Genomic DNA, 18,455 nt, shown 5'->3' with positions numbered 1-18,455 from the left:
TGGATGAGCTCCTGTTCGGGAGTTCAGAGTGTGCTGGCCGGCCTGCGATGTGGGCATCGGTCAATTATCCGACCCCGGGGCATTTTTCATGGATAGTGGCTTGCAACTGGACATCTCACTGGACGGCGCACTGGCAACCATCGCCCAGGTCGGTGACCTCAGCATGGGGCAACCGCTCGGTCACTCCCGGCGCGTTGCCGCTTTGGCGCGGATGCTCGCGCAGGCATGCCACGGCGACGGTGAGCATCTGCAGGTTGCAGAGCAGATTGCCTTGCTGCGCTGGTCTGGGTGCACGGCCAACGCCGAAGGCTTTGCCGACCTGCTGGGTGACGACGTCGATGGTCGCCGCGCAATGCTCGATCTGACCCTGGGCAATGAGCAGATGAACGCGGTGCATCAGGCAACCCCGCTGGCCGTTGTGCACTGTGAAGTGTCCGGTGCAATCGCCAAAACCCTCCAGCTCGGAACCGCCGTCGAAGCGGGCCTGTGTCGGGTGTTCGAAACCTACGACGGCACTGGCCGACCGCTCGGCGTGGCGCATGAACATATCCCGGAGGTGGCCTATCAGGTGGTCATGGCCGGTGATCTGGATATTCTCACTCGCGCTCACGGCCTGGACGCGGCGTTGCGCTGGATCAACGAGCAGTCGGATCGGCGCTATCCAGCGTCGCTGGTGTCGTTGCTGGTGGCCAATGCCAAGGCCTGGCTGGCGGATCTGGAAACGCTTTGCACAAAAGTTGAACCCGCGCCTGAGCAGCGTCGTGTCTCGCTGACTTTGGTCGGAGACGTCATTGACTTGAAGTTGCCATGGCTGGCCGGGCATTCGCGTCAGGTCGCGCATGTTGCCGTGGAAGCGGCACGCCTGTGGGGGTTGAGTGAGCCGACTTTGGCAAACATTGGCAAGTCCGCGCTGATTTACGGTCTCGGCCGCGCAGCCGTTTCCAATCACCTATGGAATAGCCCAGGGTCGCTGCCCTACGGTGCGGCAGAGCGAGTGCGGCTGGTGCCTTACTGGACGCAACAGGCGCTCCGACCGGTTCCTGAACTGACCGCGCCCGCCGAGATAGCCACCCACGCGTATGAACGGCTCGATGGCAGCGGCTATTTTCGCGGCGTGGCCGGTGATGCACTGAATGCCGAACATCGGCTGTTCGCCACCTCGGTCGCCTGGGTAGCGTTGAGGCAAGCCCGGCCATGGCGAACAGCCCACGACGAAGCCGCAGCCGCCACGCTACTCAAACAGGATGCTGGCCGTGGTCTGTTCGACAACGATGTCTGCGAAGCGGTCATTGCCGCCGCCAGTGGCGAGCGCCGCCTGCGGCAACCCAAGCCTTCGCTGCTGACAGCCCGTGAGTGCCGCATTCTTCTGGAGATCAGCCGTGGCGCCAGCAACAAACAAGTCGCGCAACTGTTGGCTATCAGTCCGAGCACGGTACGCACGCACATGGAAAGCATCTTTCGAAAATTGCAATGCTCGACCCGGGCAGCCGCCACCTTGAAGGGGCTGACGATGGGCTTGATCGCCTGAATACCGTGCCGGGGTCAAGCCTGACTGGCGCGCGCCAACTCAATGAATGCCCTGGCGGCCGCAGAGGGATTGCGGCGGTTCGGGTAGTACAGGCACAACCTGTCTCGGGGCGGGGTCCAGTCCTTGAGTACCTGCACGAACTCGCCGCTGCGGATTTCGTCACGAACGTCCTGCTCCATGAAAAAGCCCAGCCCCATATCCGCCTGCATCGCCACCTTGACCACGCTCGATTCATCCAGGGTCAGCGGCCCGTTCACATCCAGACGAATGACTTCGCCGTCGCGCTCGAAATACCAAGGGAAAATCGCCCCGTTCGGCAGTCGCACACGGATGCATCGATGCCCGGGCAGATCGGACGGCGAGCGCGGTTTGCCGTGTTGTGCAAAATACCCCGGCGAACCGACCACCGCGTGCCGTTGCGGCGGGCCGACAGGCACTACAATCACATCGTTGGGCACCAGGCCTGCCGAGCGCACGCCGAAATCGAAGCCGTCAGCCACGATATCCACCAGGCGCCCTTCGGTCACAAGGTCAATGTGGACTTTCGGATGCTGCTGCAAAAACTCGATCACCAGTGGCAGCAGCGCCGAACGCGCAGCGCTGGCGAATGCGTTGATGCGCAGCGTTCCCGAGGGTCCGGCGTTTTGCGAGCGCACTGCATCCAGTGCCGCGCGCAAATCCTGCAAGGCTGGCCCCACTTGCTCGAGAAACACCTTGCCCGCTTCGGTGATGGCAACGCTGCGGGTGGTGCGGTTGAACAGGCGCGATTCGAGGCGCGCTTCCAGTTGCGCAATGGTGTTGCTCAGCGCGGTGGTCGAAACGTCGAGATCAATGGCAGCCTGGCGGAACGACCCCCTGCGTGCCACCGCTATAACGGCATCCAGTTCATTAAGGGCTAAGCGATCCTGGGCCATGAATTGTCCTGTTTTCCGGGATTGGTCATTACGATTTGTCCCAGTTGAACAAACTATCTGCAGCGCAGCAAGATGACTCCAGACCATCAATCAGGAGTCAGGCAATGAACCTTCAACTTTCCAACGTCGTGCAAACGTATCTCACGGTCACCGACGAGAAAAAAATCTCCGACGCAATCCATCAATTCGTCGCGCTGGAGATTTCGCCATGCTGAATTCAGGATTGACTGGCAAGCGGGTCCTCGTCACCGGCGGCACCAAGGGAATCGGCAAAGCAGTGGTCGAGTGGTTCCTGGCCGAGGACGCAAAGGTCATCACCTCGGCTCGGCAAGTGGAGGTCGAAATGCCGGGCGCACTGCTGGTTGCGGCTGATCTTTCGACACGGGAAGGTTGTGACGCACTCATCGCTGCGGTCGAACAGCAACTGGGCGGCGTCGACATAGTGATCCATGTCCTGGGTGGCTCGTCGGCCCCCGGTGGTGGTTTTGCGGCGCTGGACGAGGAACAGTGGCATCGCGAGCTCAACCTGAATCTGCTGCCGGCGGTGCGCCTTGATCGCGCCCTGCTGCCGGACATGCTCGAGCGTCGTAATGGCGTGGTGATCCATGTCACATCCATCCAGAGTAGGCTGCCACTGCCGGAATCAACGACGGCGTACGCGGCGGCCAAGGCTGCGCTGTCGACCTACAGCAAAAGCCTGTCGAAAGAAGTGTCACCCAAGGGGGTTCGCGTCGTGCGGGTATCGCCGGGCTGGGTTGAAACCGAAGCGTCGGTGGCATTCGCCGAGCGACTCGCGCAGGAGGCAGGCACTGACTATCAAGGTGGCAAGGACATCATCATGCAGGCCCTGGGCGGTATCCCGCTCGGCCGCCCGTCGACGCCAGTTGAAGTGGCTGAGCTGATCGGGTTCCTGGCATCGCCGCGAGCAGCGTCGATCACCGGGAGTGAATTTGTGATCGACGGCGGCACCATCCCGACCATTTAGCCGCCAGTCTGCGGGTCATGGACGACCCGCAGAATCCGCACAGCACGTCTACATCCGATGCTGCTCCAGCAAAAAATCCACAAACAAGCGCACCCGCACCGGCATCGCCGCGCCGCCCACGAACACCGCATGAATCGGTTCCTCATCGCCCGGGTTAAACGCTTGCAGCAGCGGGATCAGCGCGCCGCGCTGCAAGTCTTCCCTGACGGTGAACTCGCCAATCCGCGCAATTCCGGCGCCGAGTCTGGCGAACTGGGCCAGTGCTTCGCCGCTGCTACATTCGATGTTGCCGCTGACTTTCAGCGAGAACTCCTTGCCGTCGCGGATAAACGGCCAGTTGGCTTCGGCGCGGCGGAAGTTGAAGCGCAGGCAGTTGTGCTTGAGCAGGTCTTCGGGTTGCTGAGGCGTGCCATGACGTTCCAGATAGTCGGGCGATGCCACGACCACCTGGCCGGTGTGGCCGAGCCGGCGGGCGGTCAACGGGCTGTCGGGCAGATGGCCGAAGCGTATGGCGACGTCAGCCTGCCCGGCGAGGATGTCGACGACTTCATCGCCAAGGCTGAGGTCGACGACGATGTTCGGGTAACGGGCGGTGAAGGCTGCGACCAGCGGCACAATGGTCAGCCGTCCATGGCCAAGGGCGGCACTGACACGCAAGCGGCCCTTGGGTACGCCCTGATCGGTAATGGCCCCTTCCACTTCGTCCATGTCCGCCAGAATCCGCCGGGCACCGCGCAGGAAGGCCTCGCCCTCGGCGGTAAACGTCAGCGCGCGGGTCGTGCGCAGCAGCAAGCGGGTACCAAGTCGTTGTTCCGCGCGGGCGATGATCCGACTAACCGCCGAAGGCGTCAGCCCCAGCGCACGCGCAGCAGCTGAGAGGCTGCCCTCCTGCGCCACGGTGACGAACACGCTCATTTCCCCTGACCTGCCGTTGAAGTCCATTCGTGCCTCTTACGCAAAGGTGATTGCCAAAATCGCCATCTACCGCCGGAAAACCATGGATCGTAGCATTGGCGGCATAGATGAGGAGACTTTCCATGCGTATCAATCCACCACTTGTTGCACTCGCTGTCGGCGCCTTTGGCATCGGCGTCACCGAGTTCGCGCCGATGGGTATGTTGCCCGGCATTGCCGCCGATCTCGGCGTTTCCATTCCCGCTGCGGGGTTGCTGGTCAGTGCCTACGCCTTGGGCGTGCTGCTCGGCGCGCCGCTGATGACCCTGACCACTGGCAAGATCCCCCGGCGCTATCTGCTGATCGGGCTGATGGCGATTTTCACCCTGGGTAACCTGATGTCGGCGCTGGCCACCGATTACTCCAGCCTGATGGTCGCCAGGGTGATCACCTCGCTCAATCACGGCGCATTCTTCGGAGTGGGCTCTGTGGTCGCCGCCAGCGTGGTCGCGCCGGAAAAACGTGCCGGCGCCGTGGCGGCAATGTTCATGGGCCTGACGTTGGCGACTATCGGCGGTGTGCCGCTGGCAGCGTGGTTTGGTGAACTGTTTGGCTGGCGCACGGCGTTCTGGGGCATTACCGGCCTCGGTGTGCTGACCATGATCGCCTTGTGGTTCGCCCTGCCCAATCTGAAAGCAGAGCAAGGCGCGGGTGCGCTGGCAGAAATACGGGTATTGGGCAGAGGTCCGGTGTTGGCCGCGCTGGCCCTGACCGTGGTCGGCTCGAGTGCGATGTTCACCGTATTCACTTACATCGCGCCGATCCTCAGCAGCGAGACCCATGCCTCCGCCGCGTTCATCACCGCCATGCTGGTATTGTTCGGAATCGGTTTGACGCTGGGCAACATGTGGGGTGGCAAGGCTGCCGACCGTTCGATTGACCGCACCCTGATCGTGTCGCTGAGCGCATTGATTGTGGTGTTGCTGGCGTTCACTGTGCTGATGCGCTGGCCGCTGCCGGCCGCCGTCGCCATTCTGATCTGGGGTATCGCCAGTTTCGCCCTGGTGCCACCGCTGCAAATGCGCGTAATGGAAGCGGCCAAGGATGCGCCCAACCTGGCTTCGGCGGTGAACATCGGTGCCTTCAATTTCGGCAACGCGATCGGCGCGGCGCTGGGTGGCGCGGTGATCAATGCCGGGCTGGGTTATCCGGCGATTTCCCTGGCCGGCGCGGCGATGGCCGGTCTGGGGTTGCTGATGGTGCTGACGTTTGCCTGGCGTTCCAGAGCCAATGCCGCTGCGCTGGCGTGAGCCATGCGCAGCGCTACGCCCCGCCCTGCTGATACTCGCGGGGCGTGCAGCCGAACTCGCGACGGAACACCGTGTGCAGATATTGCGCAGACTTGAAGCCGCAGGCCTGGGCAATGTCGGCAATCGCCGCATCGGTGTTCTTCAAACCGCTGGTAGCCGCCGCCAGTTTGAAACGCAGAATCTCGTCATGCACGCTGCAACCGCGCTCAGCGCGGAAATGCGCTTCCAGCGATGAGCGCGACACCCCGACATACGCCGCCACTTGCGCGGTCTTGATGCCCTGACAGGCATATTGGCGGATGAACAGCAGCGCTTGCATGACATAGGGATTGCCCAGCGGTTGATGCAAGCTCGACACCTGCACGTTGACCGCGTCCGGCGGAATCAGAATCTGCGTGCCGGTGGACGGCATGCCGTGGAGCATCTGGTGCAGCAATTGCGCGGCGGTGCGGCCCATGGTTTCGGTGCCCTGGATCACCGAACTCAGGGGCACGCGGGTCAGGCTGCGGGTCAGCGGATCGTTGTCGATGCCGATCAGCGCGACCTGCTCGGGCACGGCAATGCCGGCGGTCAGGCAGGCTTGCAGCAACTGCCGAGCGCGGGCGTCGCTGACGGCGATGATGCCGATCGGTTTGGGCAGGCTGTGCAGCCAGGCTATCAGTTGCTCGACGGCACTGTCCCACAGCGGCGCGCTGGTGCCCATGCCGCGATAGATCTCGGCGTGCAGGCCGTCGCGCTGCATCAGTTTGCGAAAAGCTTTTTCCCGCTCCTGCGCCCAGCGATTGGCCTGCGCTTCCGGCAGGCTGAAACAGGCAAAGCGCTGCAACCCCGCCTCGACCAGATGCGAATAAGCCAGAGTGATCAGTGCGTTGTTATCAGTGGCAACGTAGGGGATCGCTTTCGGATAGGCGCGCGCATCCTCGTAAGAACCGCCGACCGCCACCACCGGCAAATGAATGTCGGCCAGCGCCTCGCCGATCAGCGGATCGTCGAAGTCGGCAATGATGCCGTCACCCTGCCAGCGCTCGATGCCTTTCAAGCGGCAGAGAAAGTCCTCTTCCAGAAACAGGTCCCAGGAAGCGCGGGTGCTGCTCAGGTAGTTGCCAATGCCGCTGATGATTCCACGGTCGTAGATCTTGCTGCCGTTGAACAACAGGGCGATGCGGTGCACGGGCGGTAGGCTTTTCATTCAGGTTCCGGATTTTGCGTCAAGCCATTCGCGAGCAAGCTCGCTCCCACACGGTTTTGTGAACGACACGAATCAAATGTGGGAGCGAGCCTGCTCGCGAAAGCGGCCTCAAATTGTTTTTGTACTGTTCCGGGCCGCCTTTTCGCGGCGACGATGGACACAGACTAGGCGCGAAGCCGCTGAAGCTCAATACGCAAAATCGCACTCACGGTTGAGGCTTTTCATAATCAGCGGGCACGGGGGCGTTGCTAGTATCGAGACACCGCCAAGAACAACAAGGACAAGGTCCATGCAGTATTTCCCCAATATCGAGCCGGTTCGCTACGAAGGCCCGAACAGTGATTCGCCCCTCGCTTTTCGTCACTACGATGCCGACAAACTGATCCTCGGCAAACCCATGCGCGAACACCTGCGCATGGCCGCCTGCTACTGGCACACCTTCGTCTGGCCGGGCTCCGATGTGTTCGGTGCCGGCACCTTCAAGCGCCCCTGGCAACGCAGTGGCGAACCGATGGAACTGGCTATCGGCAAGGCTCAAGCCGCCTTCGAGTTCTTCAGCAAACTGGGCATCGATTACTACTGCTTTCACGACACGGACGTCGCCCCCGAAGGCAATTCGCTGAAGGAGTACCGCGAACACTTCGCACAAATGGTCGATCGCCTCGAACAACATCAGGAACAAAGCGGCATCAAGCTGCTCTGGGGCACCGCCAACTGCTTCAGCAACCCACGTTTTGCCGCCGGTGCCGCGAGTAATCCCGATCCGGAAGTGTTCGCCTGCGCCGCCGCGCAAGTGTTCAGCGCAATGAACGCAACCCATCGCCTCAAGGGCTCCAACTACGTGCTATGGGGCGGTCGCGAAGGCTACGAAACCCTGCTCAATACCGACCTGAAACGTGAGCGCGAACAACTCGGGCGCTTCATGCGCATGGTGGTCGAGCACAAGCACAAGATCGGTTTCACCGGTGACCTGCTGATCGAACCCAAGCCGCAGGAGCCGACCAAGCACCAGTACGATTACGACAGCGCTACGGTATTCGGCTTTCTCCAGCAGTACGGCCTGGAAAAGGAAATCAAGGTCAACATCGAGGCCAACCACGCGACCCTGGCCGGCCACAGCTTTCATCACGAAATTGCCACGGCTGCCTCGCTGGGGATTTTCGGCAGCATCGATGCCAACCGTGGCGATCCGCAGAACGGCTGGGACACCGACCAGTTCCCCAACAGCGTCGAAGAAATGACCCTGGCGACCTATGAAATCCTCAAGGCCGGCGGTTTCAAGAATGGCGGCTTCAATTTCGACTCCAAGGTGCGCCGGCAGAGCCTCGACGAGATCGACCTGTTCCACGGCCACGTCGGCGCCATGGACGTTCTTGCCTTGTCGCTGGAACGCGCCGCCGCGATGGTTGAGAACGATCAATTGCAAACCCTCAAGGACCAACGCTACGCCGGCTGGCGTCAGCCGTTCGGGCAAGCGGTGATGGCGGGCGACTTCAATCTCGAGTCGCTGGCCGAGCACGCGTTCACCAACGAACTGAACCCGCAAGCCGTCAGTGGCCGTCAGGAAATGCTCGAAAACATCGTCAACCGCTATCTCTATCGCTGATCGCCGAGACCCTCTGCCGACGCAACGACGCTGTGACAATTGCACGACAATTCTGTGCCTGCTGCGTCGGCAGATTCTCTACAGTTCTACCCAGCCCGATTCATCGTCAGGCCGTGTCTTTCCAACAAAAATAAAAGGACGCACCACCATGAAGAACTTGAAACGTACGCTGTTGGCCAGTGCCCTGGCGTTGTTGGCCCTGCCGGTAATGGCCGACGCCACCCACCCGAAAATCGGGTTTTCCATTGATGACCTGCGTCTGGAACGCTGGTCGCGCGACCGCGATTACTTCGTCGCGGCGGCGGAAAAAATGGACGCCAAAGTCTTCGTGCAATCGGCGGACGCCAACGAGCAGAAGCAGATTTCGCAGATCGAAAACCTCATCTCTCGCGGCGTCGATGTGATTGTCATCGTGCCGTTCAACGCGACAGTGCTGACCAACGCCGTGGCCGAGGCGAAGAAAGCCGGGATCAAAGTGGTGTCTTACGACCGGCTGATTCTCAACGCCGATGTCGACGCCTATATCTCCTTCGATAACGAAAAGGTCGGCGAGATGCAGGCCGGCGGCGTGCTGAAAGCAGCGCCCAAGGGCAATTACTTCTTGCTCGGTGGCGCGCCCACCGACAACAACGCCAAGATCCTCCGTGAAGGCCAGATGAAGGTGCTGCAACCGGCCATCGACAAGGGCGATATCAAGATCGTTGGCCAGCAGTGGGTCAAGGAATGGAACCCGACCGAAGCGCTGAGCATCGTTGAAAACGCCCTGACCCGTAACAACAACAAAATCGACGGCATTGTCGCCTCTAACGACGCTACCGCTGGCGGCGCCATCCAGGCACTGGCCGCGCAACAACTGGCCGGCAAGGTGCCGATTTCCGGCCAGGACGCCGACCTCGCAGCAGTCAAACGCGTGATCGCCGGCACGCAAACCATGACCGTGTACAAACCGCTGAAACTCATTGCCTCCGAAGCAGCCAAGCTCTCGGTGCAACTGGCACGCAACGAAAAACCGGCCTACACCTCGCAGTACGACAACGGCAGCAAGAAAGTCGACACCATCCTGCTCACGCCAACGCCGTTGACCAAGGACAACATCGACTTGCTCGAACAGGACGGCTTCTACACCAAGGCGCAGATTGCCGGGCAGTGATCCGGTCGTAAATCTTGATCAGACCTGTGGGAGCGAGCCTGCTCGCGAAAGCGGAGTGTCAGTCAGTACAGCTCTGGCTGAAAAGGCCCCTTCGCGAGCAGGCTCGCTCCCACACAGGTTCAGTGGTGTTTGAGTCCCTGGTATACGAGCCTTTTCCATGTCCGACTATCTGCTGCAAATGAACGGCATCGTCAAAACCTTCGGCGGTGTCAAAGCGCTCAACGGCATCGACATCAAGGTCCGGCCCGGTGAATGCGTGGGCCTGTGCGGCGAGAATGGTGCCGGCAAGTCGACGCTGATGAAGATCCTCTCGGCGGTCTATCCCCATGGCACCTGGGACGGTGAAATCCTCTGGGACGGGCAACCGCTCCGGGCGCAATCGATCAGCGAAACCGAGGCCGCCGGCATCGTCATCATCCATCAGGAACTGACGTTGGTTCCCGACCTGTCGGTCGCCGAAAACATCTTCATGGGCCATGAGCTGACGCTGCCCGGCGGGCGCATGAACTACCCGGCGATGATCCACCGTGCCGAAGCGTTGATGCGTGAATTGAAGGTGCCGGACATGAACGTGTCGCTGCCGGTTTCGCAGTATGGCGGCGGTTATCAGCAACTGGTGGAAATCGCCAAGGCCCTGAACAAACAGGCGCGTCTGCTGATTCTCGACGAGCCCTCCTCGGCCCTGAGCCGCTCGGAAATCGAAGTGCTGCTGGACATCATCCGCGACCTCAAGGCCAAGGGCGTCGCCTGCGTCTACATCTCGCACAAGCTCGATGAAGTCGCCGCCGTATGCGACACCATTTCGGTGATCCGCGACGGCAAACACATCGCCACCACCGCCATGGCCGACATGGACATTCCGCAGATCATCACGCAGATGGTCGGGCGCGAAATGAGCAACCTCTATCCCAGCGAACCGCACGAGATTGGCGAGGTGATTTTCGAAGCGCGCCACATTACTTGCTACGACGTCGACAACCCCAAGCGCAAACGGGTCGACGACATCTCCTTCAGCCTCAAGCGCGGCGAGATTCTCGGCATTGCCGGGCTGGTCGGAGCCGGCCGCACCGAACTGGTCACCGCACTGTTCGGCGCCTACCCCGGACGCCATGAAGGCGAAGTCTGGCTGGACGGCCGACCGATCGACACGCGCACGCCGCTGAAAGCGATCCGCGCCGGCCTGTGCCTGGTGCCCGAAGATCGCAAGCGCCAGGGCATCATTCCGGATCTCGGTGTCGGTCAGAACATCACCCTCGCCGTGCTCGAGAGCTATTCGAAAATGACCCGCATCGATGCCGAAGCCGAGCTGGGCTGCATCGACCGGGAAATCTCCCGTCTGCATCTCAAGACCGCAAGTCCGTCCCTGCCGATCACCAGCCTGTCGGGCGGTAACCAGCAGAAAGCCGTGCTGGCGAAAATGCTGCTGGCCAAACCGCGCGTGCTGATTCTCGACGAGCCGACCCGAGGCGTGGACGTCGGCGCCAAGTACGAGATCTACAAATTGATGGGCGCGCTGGCCGCCGAAGGCGTGTCGATCATCATGGTTTCGTCGGAACTGGCGGAAGTGCTCGGCGTCTCCGACCGCGTGCTGGTGATCGGCGAAGGCCAGTTGCGTGGTGACTTCGTCAACCATGAGCTGACCCAGGAACAGGTACTCGCCGCCGCCCTCAGCCAGCCGGGCAGCCATAACAATAATGATCGGAAAACCGCGTAAATGAATCAGGTCAAACAACTGTTCACCCGCTACAAGATGCTCGCGCTGGTATTTGCCGTGGTGCTGATCTGGCTGTTCTTCAGCTGGCAGACCGAAGGCGGTTTCCTCACCCCGCGCAATCTTTCCAACCTGCTGCGGCAGATGTCGATTACCGGAATCCTCGCCTGCGGCATGGTGCTGGTGATCATCAGCGGCGAGATCGATTTGTCGGTGGGCTCATTGCTCGGCCTGCTCGGCGGCCTCGCGGCGATACTCGACGTGGTCTATCACATTCCGCTGCTGGCGAATCTCAGTCTGGTCGCCCTGTGCGGCCTGATGATCGGCCTCGCCAACGGCTACATGGCGGCGTACTTGCGCATACCGTCATTTATCGTCGGCCTCGGTGGCATGTTGGCGTTTCGCGGGATTTTGCTGGGGATCACCGGCGGCACCACCATCGCCCCGGTATCCCCGGAGCTGGTCTACGTCGGCCAAGGATATCTGCCTCACGCGATCGGCACCGGCCTGGGTGTGCTGCTGTTTGTGCTGACGGTGTTCCTGACCTGGAAACAACGACGCAATCGCGCCCTGCATGGCCTGGCGGCGCATTCGCTGGTGCGTGATGTTGTGCGCGTGCTGGTGATCGGCGCGGTGCTGGCCGGTTTCGTCCAGACCCTCAACAGCTATGACGGCATTCCCGTGCCGGTGCTGCTGTTGCTGATTCTGCTCGGCGTGTTCAGCTACGTCACCAGCCAGACTGTGTTCGGCCGCCGGGTCTATTCGGTCGGCAGCAACATGGAAGCGACGCGCCTGTCGGGCATTAATGTGCAGGCGGTCAAGCTGTGGATCTTCGGCATCATGGGCGTGATGTGCGCCCTCGCCGGCGTGGTCAACACCGCACGCCTCGCCGCCGGCTCACCGTCCGCCGGCAGCATGGGCGAACTCGACGCCATCGCCGCCTGCTTCATCGGCGGCACCTCCATGCGCGGCGGCTCCGGCACCGTCTACGGCGCCCTCCTCGGCGCACTGGTGATCACCAGCCTGGATAACGGCATGTCGATGCTCGACGTGGATAGCTACTGGCAGATGATAGTCAAGGGCAGCATTCTGGTGTTGGCGGTCTGGGTGGATGTGAGTACGCGCACGGCGCGGCGTTGAAACGTTGCAGGTGAGTTGGTAAAACGCAAATGAGGCCTGATCACAGGCCTCACTTTTTCCTATCAACGGCGTGAACCGTCTCTTGCGGCTGGCTTAAGCGTGCTTTTCCGGGTTCTGGCCAGCCCGTCAGGGCATCCACTGCCACGGCGGCTGGCACCGACGCTACATTCAAACGCCATCCACCGCCGGATAATCCCCATACCCTTCCCAACCCTGGCTGAACCAAGTGCTCATTTCGCTTTCCGCCAATGGCAACTGCCGAGCGAATCTCAGCGGCAGATCCGGATTGGCTATAAACGGCCGTCCAAACGCAATCGCATCGGCGAGCCCGGCATCCAGTTGCGCTTGTGCCCTGGCGAAACCGTAGTCCGAATTGAGGATCAGCACGCCTTTGAACACGTCGCGAATCATCCCGGCCAGTGGCGGGCGTTCGGACTTGCCGAAGGTGCCGTCCAGCGGTGGTTCGCGGACTTCCAGATGAGCGATGCCAATCGCTGACAGCACTTCGGCGGCGCGGATGAACAGCGCTTCGGGATCGCTGTCGCGGATGCCCTGCTCGTAGCTGCTTGGAGTCAAGCGCACGCCAGTGCGGTCGGCGCCGATGACTTCGGCCACCGCCTCGGTCACTTCCTTGAGCAAGCGGATACGGTTGTTGATCGAGCCGCCGTACGCATCGGTGCGAAAATTGTCGCTGTCGCGCAGGAACTGGTCGAGCAGATAGCCGTTGGCGGCGTGGATCTGCACGCCATCGAAACCCGCCTCGATTGCGTTGCGAGTGGCCTGACGAAAGTCTTCCAGCAGTGCGGGAATTTCTTCCAGCGGCAACGCACGCGCCGGTGTATACGGCTGCTTGCCGGCGTACGTATGCGCCTGTCCCGGCGCGGTGGTGACCGATGCGGAAACCGGCTGGCCGCCGCCAAGGAAACTCGGGTGCACGACCCGGCCCATGTGCCAGAGCTGCGCGATGATCCGGCCGCCAGCGCCATGCACGGCATCGGTGACCTTGCGCCAGCCGGCGACCTGTTCGGCCGACCAAATGCCTGTCGCATACGGCCAGCCCAGACCTTGCTGGCTGATGCCGATCGCTTCGGAAATGATCAGGCCGGCACTGGCGCGCTGGCGGTAATACTCGACCATCATCTCGGTCGGGACGTGCTCGCGAGTGCCGCGCGCGCGGGTCATCGGTGCCATCAGGATGCGGTTGGGCAAATCGAGCGCGCCGAGGCGCACGGAATCAAATAACGATGTCATGTTCAGGCTCTCAAAAAGGTGGGCAGGATCAAACCAGGCGTGCGCCGCCGTCGATGTTGAGCACGGCGCCGTTCATGAAGGTGTTGCTCATCAGGAAAACCACTGCCGCGCCCGCTTCTGCAGCTGTGCCGAGGCGATGCAGGGGCAGCACCTGCTCAAGAGAAGCGACAAATGCATCCCGCCCCTCGCCCAGTGCCTTGCCCAGAATCGGTGTGTTGATCGGGCCGGGCGAAAGCGTGTTGACTCGCACCGGTGCCAACTCAAGGGCCAGACCGCGAGCCAGTGCTTCCATGGCTGCCGAGGCGGCGGCGAGTACGGCGGTGCCGTAGGCATTCGGGCGATCAGCGAGAGAACCGGAGATAAACGTGATCGAGCCGTCTTTTGCCAGCCTGTCGCCAAGGACCCGAATCGCATTGATCGATGCCCAGATGCGTTCGTCGAACGCGCGGTGCAGATAATCGAGATCAGCCGCGCGCACGGTGCTAGCGACAAACGTGCCGGCGAGCAGAACGAGGTGATCGACCTGAAGGATATCGGCCAGTGCAGTATCGAGAGCCTGGCTATCGGTCACGTCGGCCGCGCGCCAGCCATCGAGCCCGTGCTCGCTGGCGGCCTGCTCGGCACGTGCAGCGTTCGAGCCGATGACGATGACCTTGGCGCCAGCGGCTTTCGCTTGCACCGCAGCGGCCAGGCCGATGCCGGAGGTGCCGCCGAAAATGACCACGGTTTTGTCGGTGAGTGTGGAAGGCAGGGTTTGGCTGATGTTCATGCTGAGTCTCCGTCTGGAACACCTGAATGGCGTTCGATGGGCAAAGACTACGTTTTGGAAGCCACATTGATAATTGGGCCAGAAGTCGCTTTACTAGTGCCATGAAGGCACAAATTGGATTGGATCGTTTAACCGGGCTCATCGCCTTTGCACGAGCGGCTTCGCTGGGCAGCTACACGGCTGCCGCTCGGGCACTGTCGGTGTCGCCGTCGGCCATCAGCAAAAGCGTGCAACGGCTCGAAGAGCATTTCGGCCTGATGCTGTTTACTCGCACCACGCGCTCGCTGGTACTCACCCCGGAGGGCCGTGATCTATACGAACGGGCGCTGCGGATTCTGCGCGAAGTCGAAGACATCGATCAGGCCGCCGTTGCTTCACGCGCTGAGCCATCGGGCGTATTGAAGGTCACCGCGCCGTTGCCGATTGGACTGAATATCCTCGCGCCGGCCCTGCCGAGATTTCGCGAGCAATATCCAAAGGTGACGATCGATCTACGACTCGGCGATCAGTATGCCGACCTCATCGAACAAGGCATCGACGTCGCGGTTCGGGTTGGCAATCTTGCGGATTCGCGACTGATTTCTCGCCCGCTGGGCCCGCATCGAATCGGTGCGTTCGCATCACCGGACTATCTGCAGCGCAAGGGTACTCCGCTTACGGCCGAGGATCTCGCCGAGCATGAGTGCGTGAATTTCCGCTATCAAAGCACCGGGCAGAGTTTGCGCTGGCCGTATCTAGCCGGTGACAGACAGTTGGAACTGGCACCCGACGCGGCCTTCACCGTTGATGCCAGCGATGCGGTCGCGGCGGTGCTGGCTGCCGGCGGCGGCATCGGTATTTCGCCGCACTACGTAGCGGCGGCGTATGTTCGTCGGGGCGAACTGGTCCCGGTGCTGCCACAGTTCACCGTCGAACGCTTCGCCATTACCGCGTTGTGGCCGGAGAGCCGTCGCGGTAGCCCGAATGTCAAAGCGTTCACGGCGTTTTTGCTTGAGTTGTTCCCTGCAACGCCGCCTTGGGATGAGGTCATCCAGACGTACGTAGAGGGTTCAGGTCCGGCCTGACGGTTCATAGCGAACGTTTTGCAATCCACTGCTTGTACTGTCCGGTGCGAAAGAACATCGCCAACTGTTGTGACAGCAATCGCGCAACCTACTGTGGAAACGGGCTTGCTCGCGAAAGCGCTCTGCCGGTCGCCATCCGTGTTGACCGTTCTGGCCCCTTCGCGAGCAAGCTCGCTCCCACAGGTTTTTTGGCATGGCTGGGGATTGGTGGCGTGCCAGCACCGACTGGTTTTCGTCAGTGCGCCAATTCTCATCGTCCCGCCCCCAGTCCATAACCTTTGAACTGACTTGAAACCTGTACGCGTCGGCAGGCCAATCAAGCGCTCACGTTGCCCGAATCACTTATGCACAAGCAGCGACTTGCGCGCTGCCTTGTCCTGCTTCATGGCGGCGATTTCCCGCTCGCACGCTTCGACATCGAACGACTTGTCCCATTTGGCGATGGCGATGGTGCCGATGCCGTTGCCGATCAGGTTGGTCACCGCTCGCGCCTCGTTGAGGAAGCGGTCGATGCCCAACAGCAACACCAGGCCCACCAGAGGTATGGAGTGAATGGTGGTGAGCGTGGCCGCGAGTGTCACAAACCCTGCTCCCGCCACACCGGCCGAGCCCTTGGAGGTCAGCAGGAACACGCCAAGCAGAATCATCTGATCCATGAAGGTCAGCGGCGTGTTGGTCGCCTGGGCGATGAAGATCGCCGCCATGGTCAGGTAGATGCAGGTGCCGTCCGCGTTGAACGTGTAGCCCGTCGGCAGGACCATGCCGACCACGGACTTCTTGCAGCCGAGCTTTTCCAGTTTGACCATCATTCGCGGCAGCACCGCTTCGGTCGAACAGGTGCCCAGGGTGATCAGGATTTCATCCTTGAAATAACGCAGAAACTGCATCAGCGGCATGCCCGACCATCGCGCCACCGCGCCCAATACAACGACGATGAAAATCAGCGTGGTGATGTACAGCGCGACCAGCAACTGCCCCAGCGAAAGCAGAGTGCCGATGCCGTATTTGCCGATGGTGAATGCCATGCCAGCCCCCGCGCCCAACGGCGCCAGACGCATGACCATCGCGACGATTTTGAACAGGCTTTGCAGGAACAGGTCGATGGTGTTGATCAGCGGTTTGCTGGTTTCGCCCATTTGCACCAAGGCGACGCCCATCAGCACCGATAACAGAATCACTTGCAGCATGACGCCATTGGAAAAAGCGCCGAGGAAGGTGTGCGGGATGATATTGAGGAAGAATTCGACCAGACCGCCCTGCTCGCTCGCCGCCTGGCTGTATTTGTTGACAGCGCTGCCATCGAGGGTACCGGCGTTGATGTTCATGCCGGCACCGGGCTTGACCACGTTGACTACGATCAGGCCGACCACCAGAGCGATGGTGGAAAGAATCTCGAAGTAGATCAGCGCTTTCACACCGATGCGACCGACCTCCTTGATACTGCCCATCTTGGCGATACCGACCACCACCGTGCCGAAAATGATCGGCGCCAGGAGCATCTTGATCAGCTTGATGAAACCGTCGGCGAACGGCTGCAGCTTGGCGCCGATGTCGGGCACGAAGTAACCGATGGCAGCACCGATGACGATGCCGATCAGCACCTGCACATAGAGCTGGCTGTACCAGCGCGATTTTGAAGTTTCCACGGAAGCACCTCATTTTATTGTTGTGGTGGGCATGTGGCTTTGGCGTCGAGATGACGCCTGAAAGTGCGGCCTCGGCGAACGAGGCCGCAGGTGAAACCGAATCAGCCCTCGCCCAGTTCGCGCATGACGGCATACAGCGCAGATTTGGCTTCGAAGCCGACGCCCGGAATATCCGGCAGCCCGACGTAGCCGTTTTCTACGCGGATGCCATCGGCAAAACCGCCGAAGGGCTGGAACACGTCCGGGTACGATTCGTTGCCGCCCAGGTGCAGACCAGCGGCGATGTTCAGCGACATCTGGTGACCGCCATGTGGCACCACGCGGCGCGAAGACCAACCCAGCTCTTCCATCACTTTCAGGGTGCGCATGTACTCGACGAGACCGTAGGACAGCGCGCAGTCGAATTGCAGGTAATCGCGGTCAGGACGCATGCCGCCGTGGCGCAACAGGTTGCGGGCGTCCTGGTGAGAGAACAGGTTTTCGCCGGTGGCCATCGGCAGTTCGTAGTGATTGGCCAGCTCGGCCTGGAGCGCATAATCCAGCGGGTCGCCGACTTCTTCGTACCAGAACAGGTTGTACTTCTTGATCGCTTCGGCGTACGCGATACCGGTCTGCAGATCGAAGCGGCCGTTGGCATCGACCGCCAGGCGCTGGCCGTCGCCCACCACTTCGAGCACCGCCTCAATGCGGCGGATATCTTCGTCCAGCGGCACCGCGCCGATCTTCATCTTGACCACGTCGTAGCCACGATCCAGATAGCTCTGCATTTCGGCCTTGAGCTTGGTCTGGTCCTTGCCCGGGTAGTAATAACCACCCGCCGCATACACCCAGACCTTGTCATCGGCGACGCCGTTGCGATAACGATCGGCGAGCAGGCGATACAGCGGCTTGCCTTCGATCTTCGCCACCGCGTCCCACACCGCCATATCGATGGTGCCGACCGCTACCGAACGCTCGCCATGCCCGCCCGGTTTTTCGTTGGTCATCAGGGTTTTCCAGATGGCGAACGGATCGAGGTTATTGTTCTCGTGATCGATCAGGGTTTGCGGGTCGGCCTCGGTGATCCGCGCCAGAAAACGATCGCGCATCAACGCGCCCTGACCGTAGCGACCGTTAGAGTTGAAACCGTAACCGATGACCGGCTTACCATCGCGAATCACGTCGGTAATGACCGCGACGACCGAGCAGGTCATCTTCGAAAAGTCGATGTAGGCATTGGCGATCGGGGAAGCGATGGAGACGGTTTTTTCACGGATATCGACGATACGCATGACGGGTTCCTCTTGTTGTGGTGGGCC

15 protein-coding genes are annotated in these 18,455 nt (G+C 61.2%); 8 read left to right on the top strand and 7 right to left on the bottom strand.

The window, feature by feature from the left end; genetic code table 11:
- Nucleotides 1-88 precede the first annotated feature (88 nt).
- Nucleotides 89-1,528 (top strand): HD domain-containing phosphohydrolase, encoded by a 1,440-nt coding sequence (locus AB4N41_RS19555; protein ID WP_150635630.1) that lies wholly within the window; start codon nt 89-91, stop codon nt 1,526-1,528.
- Nucleotides 1,529-1,542: 14 nt separating this feature from the next.
- Here AB4N41_RS19555 and AB4N41_RS19550 read toward each other — a convergent pair whose 3' ends face one another.
- On the bottom strand, nt 1,543-2,442 hold the full coding sequence (locus tag AB4N41_RS19550) for a LysR family transcriptional regulator (protein WP_460137914.1): 900 nt from the start codon (nt 2,440-2,442) through the stop codon (nt 1,543-1,545).
- Nucleotides 2,443-2,650: 208 nt separating this feature from the next.
- Here AB4N41_RS19550 and AB4N41_RS19545 point away from each other — a divergent pair, with 208 nt between their 5' ends.
- On the top strand, nt 2,651-3,427 hold the full coding sequence (locus AB4N41_RS19545; RefSeq protein WP_150635632.1) for an SDR family oxidoreductase: 777 nt from the start codon (nt 2,651-2,653) through the stop codon (nt 3,425-3,427).
- Between the two features lie 48 nt (nt 3,428-3,475).
- Here the strand turns inward: AB4N41_RS19545 and AB4N41_RS19540 are convergent, their stop codons facing one another.
- Entirely contained in the window at nt 3,476-4,369 is an 894-nt protein-coding gene (locus tag AB4N41_RS19540; RefSeq protein WP_150635633.1) for a LysR family transcriptional regulator, read from the bottom strand.
- Between the two features lie 95 nt (nt 4,370-4,464).
- Between AB4N41_RS19540 and AB4N41_RS19535 the strand changes: the two genes are divergently transcribed.
- Nucleotides 4,465-5,631, top strand: coding sequence for an MFS transporter (locus AB4N41_RS19535; RefSeq protein WP_056784905.1), 1,167 nt, complete (start codon nt 4,465-4,467; stop codon nt 5,629-5,631).
- 13 nt (nt 5,632-5,644) lie between these two features.
- Here AB4N41_RS19535 and AB4N41_RS19530 read toward each other — a convergent pair whose 3' ends face one another.
- Nucleotides 5,645-6,820: a XylR family transcriptional regulator gene (locus AB4N41_RS19530; RefSeq protein WP_016774329.1), complete on the bottom strand. Its 1,176-nt coding sequence runs from the start codon at nt 6,818-6,820 to the stop codon at nt 5,645-5,647.
- A gap of 289 nt (nt 6,821-7,109) precedes the next feature.
- On the opposite strand from AB4N41_RS19530, the gene xylA reads away from it, so the two are divergent.
- The 4 genes from xylA (at nt 7,110) to AB4N41_RS19510 (ending at nt 12,427) form a co-directional block, all read left to right on the top strand.
- Complete coding sequence (gene xylA, locus AB4N41_RS19525) at nt 7,110-8,426, top strand: xylose isomerase (protein WP_041480538.1); 1,317 nt, start codon at nt 7,110-7,112, stop codon at nt 8,424-8,426.
- Between the two features lie 148 nt (nt 8,427-8,574).
- Nucleotides 8,575-9,576 carry a D-xylose ABC transporter substrate-binding protein gene (xylF, locus tag AB4N41_RS19520; protein ID WP_016774327.1) on the top strand — a complete coding sequence of 334 codons (1,002 nt, stop codon included), beginning with the start codon at nt 8,575-8,577 and terminating at the stop codon, nt 9,574-9,576.
- Nucleotides 9,577-9,733: 157 nt separating this feature from the next.
- Entirely contained in the window at nt 9,734-11,290 is a 1,557-nt protein-coding gene (gene xylG / locus AB4N41_RS19515) for a D-xylose ABC transporter ATP-binding protein (protein ID WP_110599153.1), read from the top strand.
- Nucleotides 11,291-12,427, top strand: coding sequence for a sugar ABC transporter permease (locus AB4N41_RS19510; RefSeq protein WP_016774325.1), 1,137 nt, complete (start codon nt 11,291-11,293; stop codon nt 12,425-12,427).
- Nucleotides 12,428-12,595: 168 nt separating this feature from the next.
- Here AB4N41_RS19510 and AB4N41_RS19505 read toward each other — a convergent pair whose 3' ends face one another.
- Nucleotides 12,596-13,678, bottom strand: a complete 1,083-nt coding sequence (locus tag AB4N41_RS19505) for an alkene reductase (RefSeq protein ID WP_150635635.1) — start codon at nt 13,676-13,678, stop codon at nt 12,596-12,598.
- Nucleotides 13,679-13,706: 28 nt separating this feature from the next.
- Nucleotides 13,707-14,447 carry an SDR family oxidoreductase gene (locus tag AB4N41_RS19500; protein WP_460060743.1) on the bottom strand — a complete coding sequence of 247 codons (741 nt, stop codon included), beginning with the start codon at nt 14,445-14,447 and terminating at the stop codon, nt 13,707-13,709.
- A 26-nt stretch (nt 14,448-14,473) separates the two neighbouring features.
- Here AB4N41_RS19500 and AB4N41_RS19495 point away from each other — a divergent pair, with 26 nt between their 5' ends.
- Complete coding sequence (locus tag AB4N41_RS19495; protein ID WP_236708157.1) at nt 14,474-15,511, top strand: LysR family transcriptional regulator; 1,038 nt, start codon at nt 14,474-14,476, stop codon at nt 15,509-15,511.
- Between the two features lie 338 nt (nt 15,512-15,849).
- On the opposite strand, the gene dctA is transcribed toward AB4N41_RS19495, so the two are convergent.
- Nucleotides 15,850-17,157 carry a C4-dicarboxylate transporter DctA gene (dctA, locus tag AB4N41_RS19490; protein WP_460137913.1) on the bottom strand — a complete coding sequence of 436 codons (1,308 nt, stop codon included), beginning with the start codon at nt 17,155-17,157 and terminating at the stop codon, nt 15,850-15,852.
- A gap of 101 nt (nt 17,158-17,258) precedes the next feature.
- Entirely contained in the window at nt 17,259-18,428 is a 1,170-nt protein-coding gene (locus AB4N41_RS19485; protein ID WP_315435498.1) for a mandelate racemase/muconate lactonizing enzyme family protein, read from the bottom strand.
- Nucleotides 18,429-18,455 lie beyond the last annotated feature (27 nt).

It is taken from the genome of Pseudomonas sp. S2_A10 (genome assembly GCF_054668465.1).
Note: the sequence above shows the minus strand (reverse complement) of the source record. Positions and strands in the feature narration are given on the sequence as shown.

Bases quoted from the DNA above. Each gene is read 5' to 3' on its own strand.
- AB4N41_RS19555 (WP_150635630.1), top strand. From the start codon at position 89: ATGGATAGTGGCTTGCAACTGGACATCTCACTGGACGGCGCACTGGCA.
- AB4N41_RS19550 (WP_460137914.1), bottom strand. From the start codon at position 2,442: ATGGCCCAGGATCGCTTAGCCCTTAATGAACTGGATGCCGTTATAGCG.
- AB4N41_RS19545 (WP_150635632.1), top strand. From the start codon at position 2,651: ATGCTGAATTCAGGATTGACTGGCAAGCGGGTCCTCGTCACCGGCGGC.
- AB4N41_RS19540 (WP_150635633.1), bottom strand. From the start codon at position 4,369: ATGGACTTCAACGGCAGGTCAGGGGAAATGAGCGTGTTCGTCACCGTG.
- AB4N41_RS19535 (WP_056784905.1), top strand. From the start codon at position 4,465: ATGCGTATCAATCCACCACTTGTTGCACTCGCTGTCGGCGCCTTTGGC.
- AB4N41_RS19530 (WP_016774329.1), bottom strand. From the start codon at position 6,820: ATGAAAAGCCTACCGCCCGTGCACCGCATCGCCCTGTTGTTCAACGGC.
- xylA (WP_041480538.1), top strand. From the start codon at position 7,110: ATGCAGTATTTCCCCAATATCGAGCCGGTTCGCTACGAAGGCCCGAAC.
- xylF (WP_016774327.1), top strand. From the start codon at position 8,575: ATGAAGAACTTGAAACGTACGCTGTTGGCCAGTGCCCTGGCGTTGTTG.
- xylG (WP_110599153.1), top strand. From the start codon at position 9,734: ATGTCCGACTATCTGCTGCAAATGAACGGCATCGTCAAAACCTTCGGC.
- AB4N41_RS19510 (WP_016774325.1), top strand. From the start codon at position 11,291: ATGAATCAGGTCAAACAACTGTTCACCCGCTACAAGATGCTCGCGCTG.
- AB4N41_RS19505 (WP_150635635.1), bottom strand. From the start codon at position 13,678: ATGACATCGTTATTTGATTCCGTGCGCCTCGGCGCGCTCGATTTGCCC.
- AB4N41_RS19500 (WP_460060743.1), bottom strand. From the start codon at position 14,447: ATGAACATCAGCCAAACCCTGCCTTCCACACTCACCGACAAAACCGTG.
- AB4N41_RS19495 (WP_236708157.1), top strand. From the start codon at position 14,474: ATGGCGTTCGATGGGCAAAGACTACGTTTTGGAAGCCACATTGATAAT.
- AB4N41_RS19485 (WP_315435498.1), bottom strand. From the start codon at position 18,428: ATGCGTATCGTCGATATCCGTGAAAAAACCGTCTCCATCGCTTCCCCG.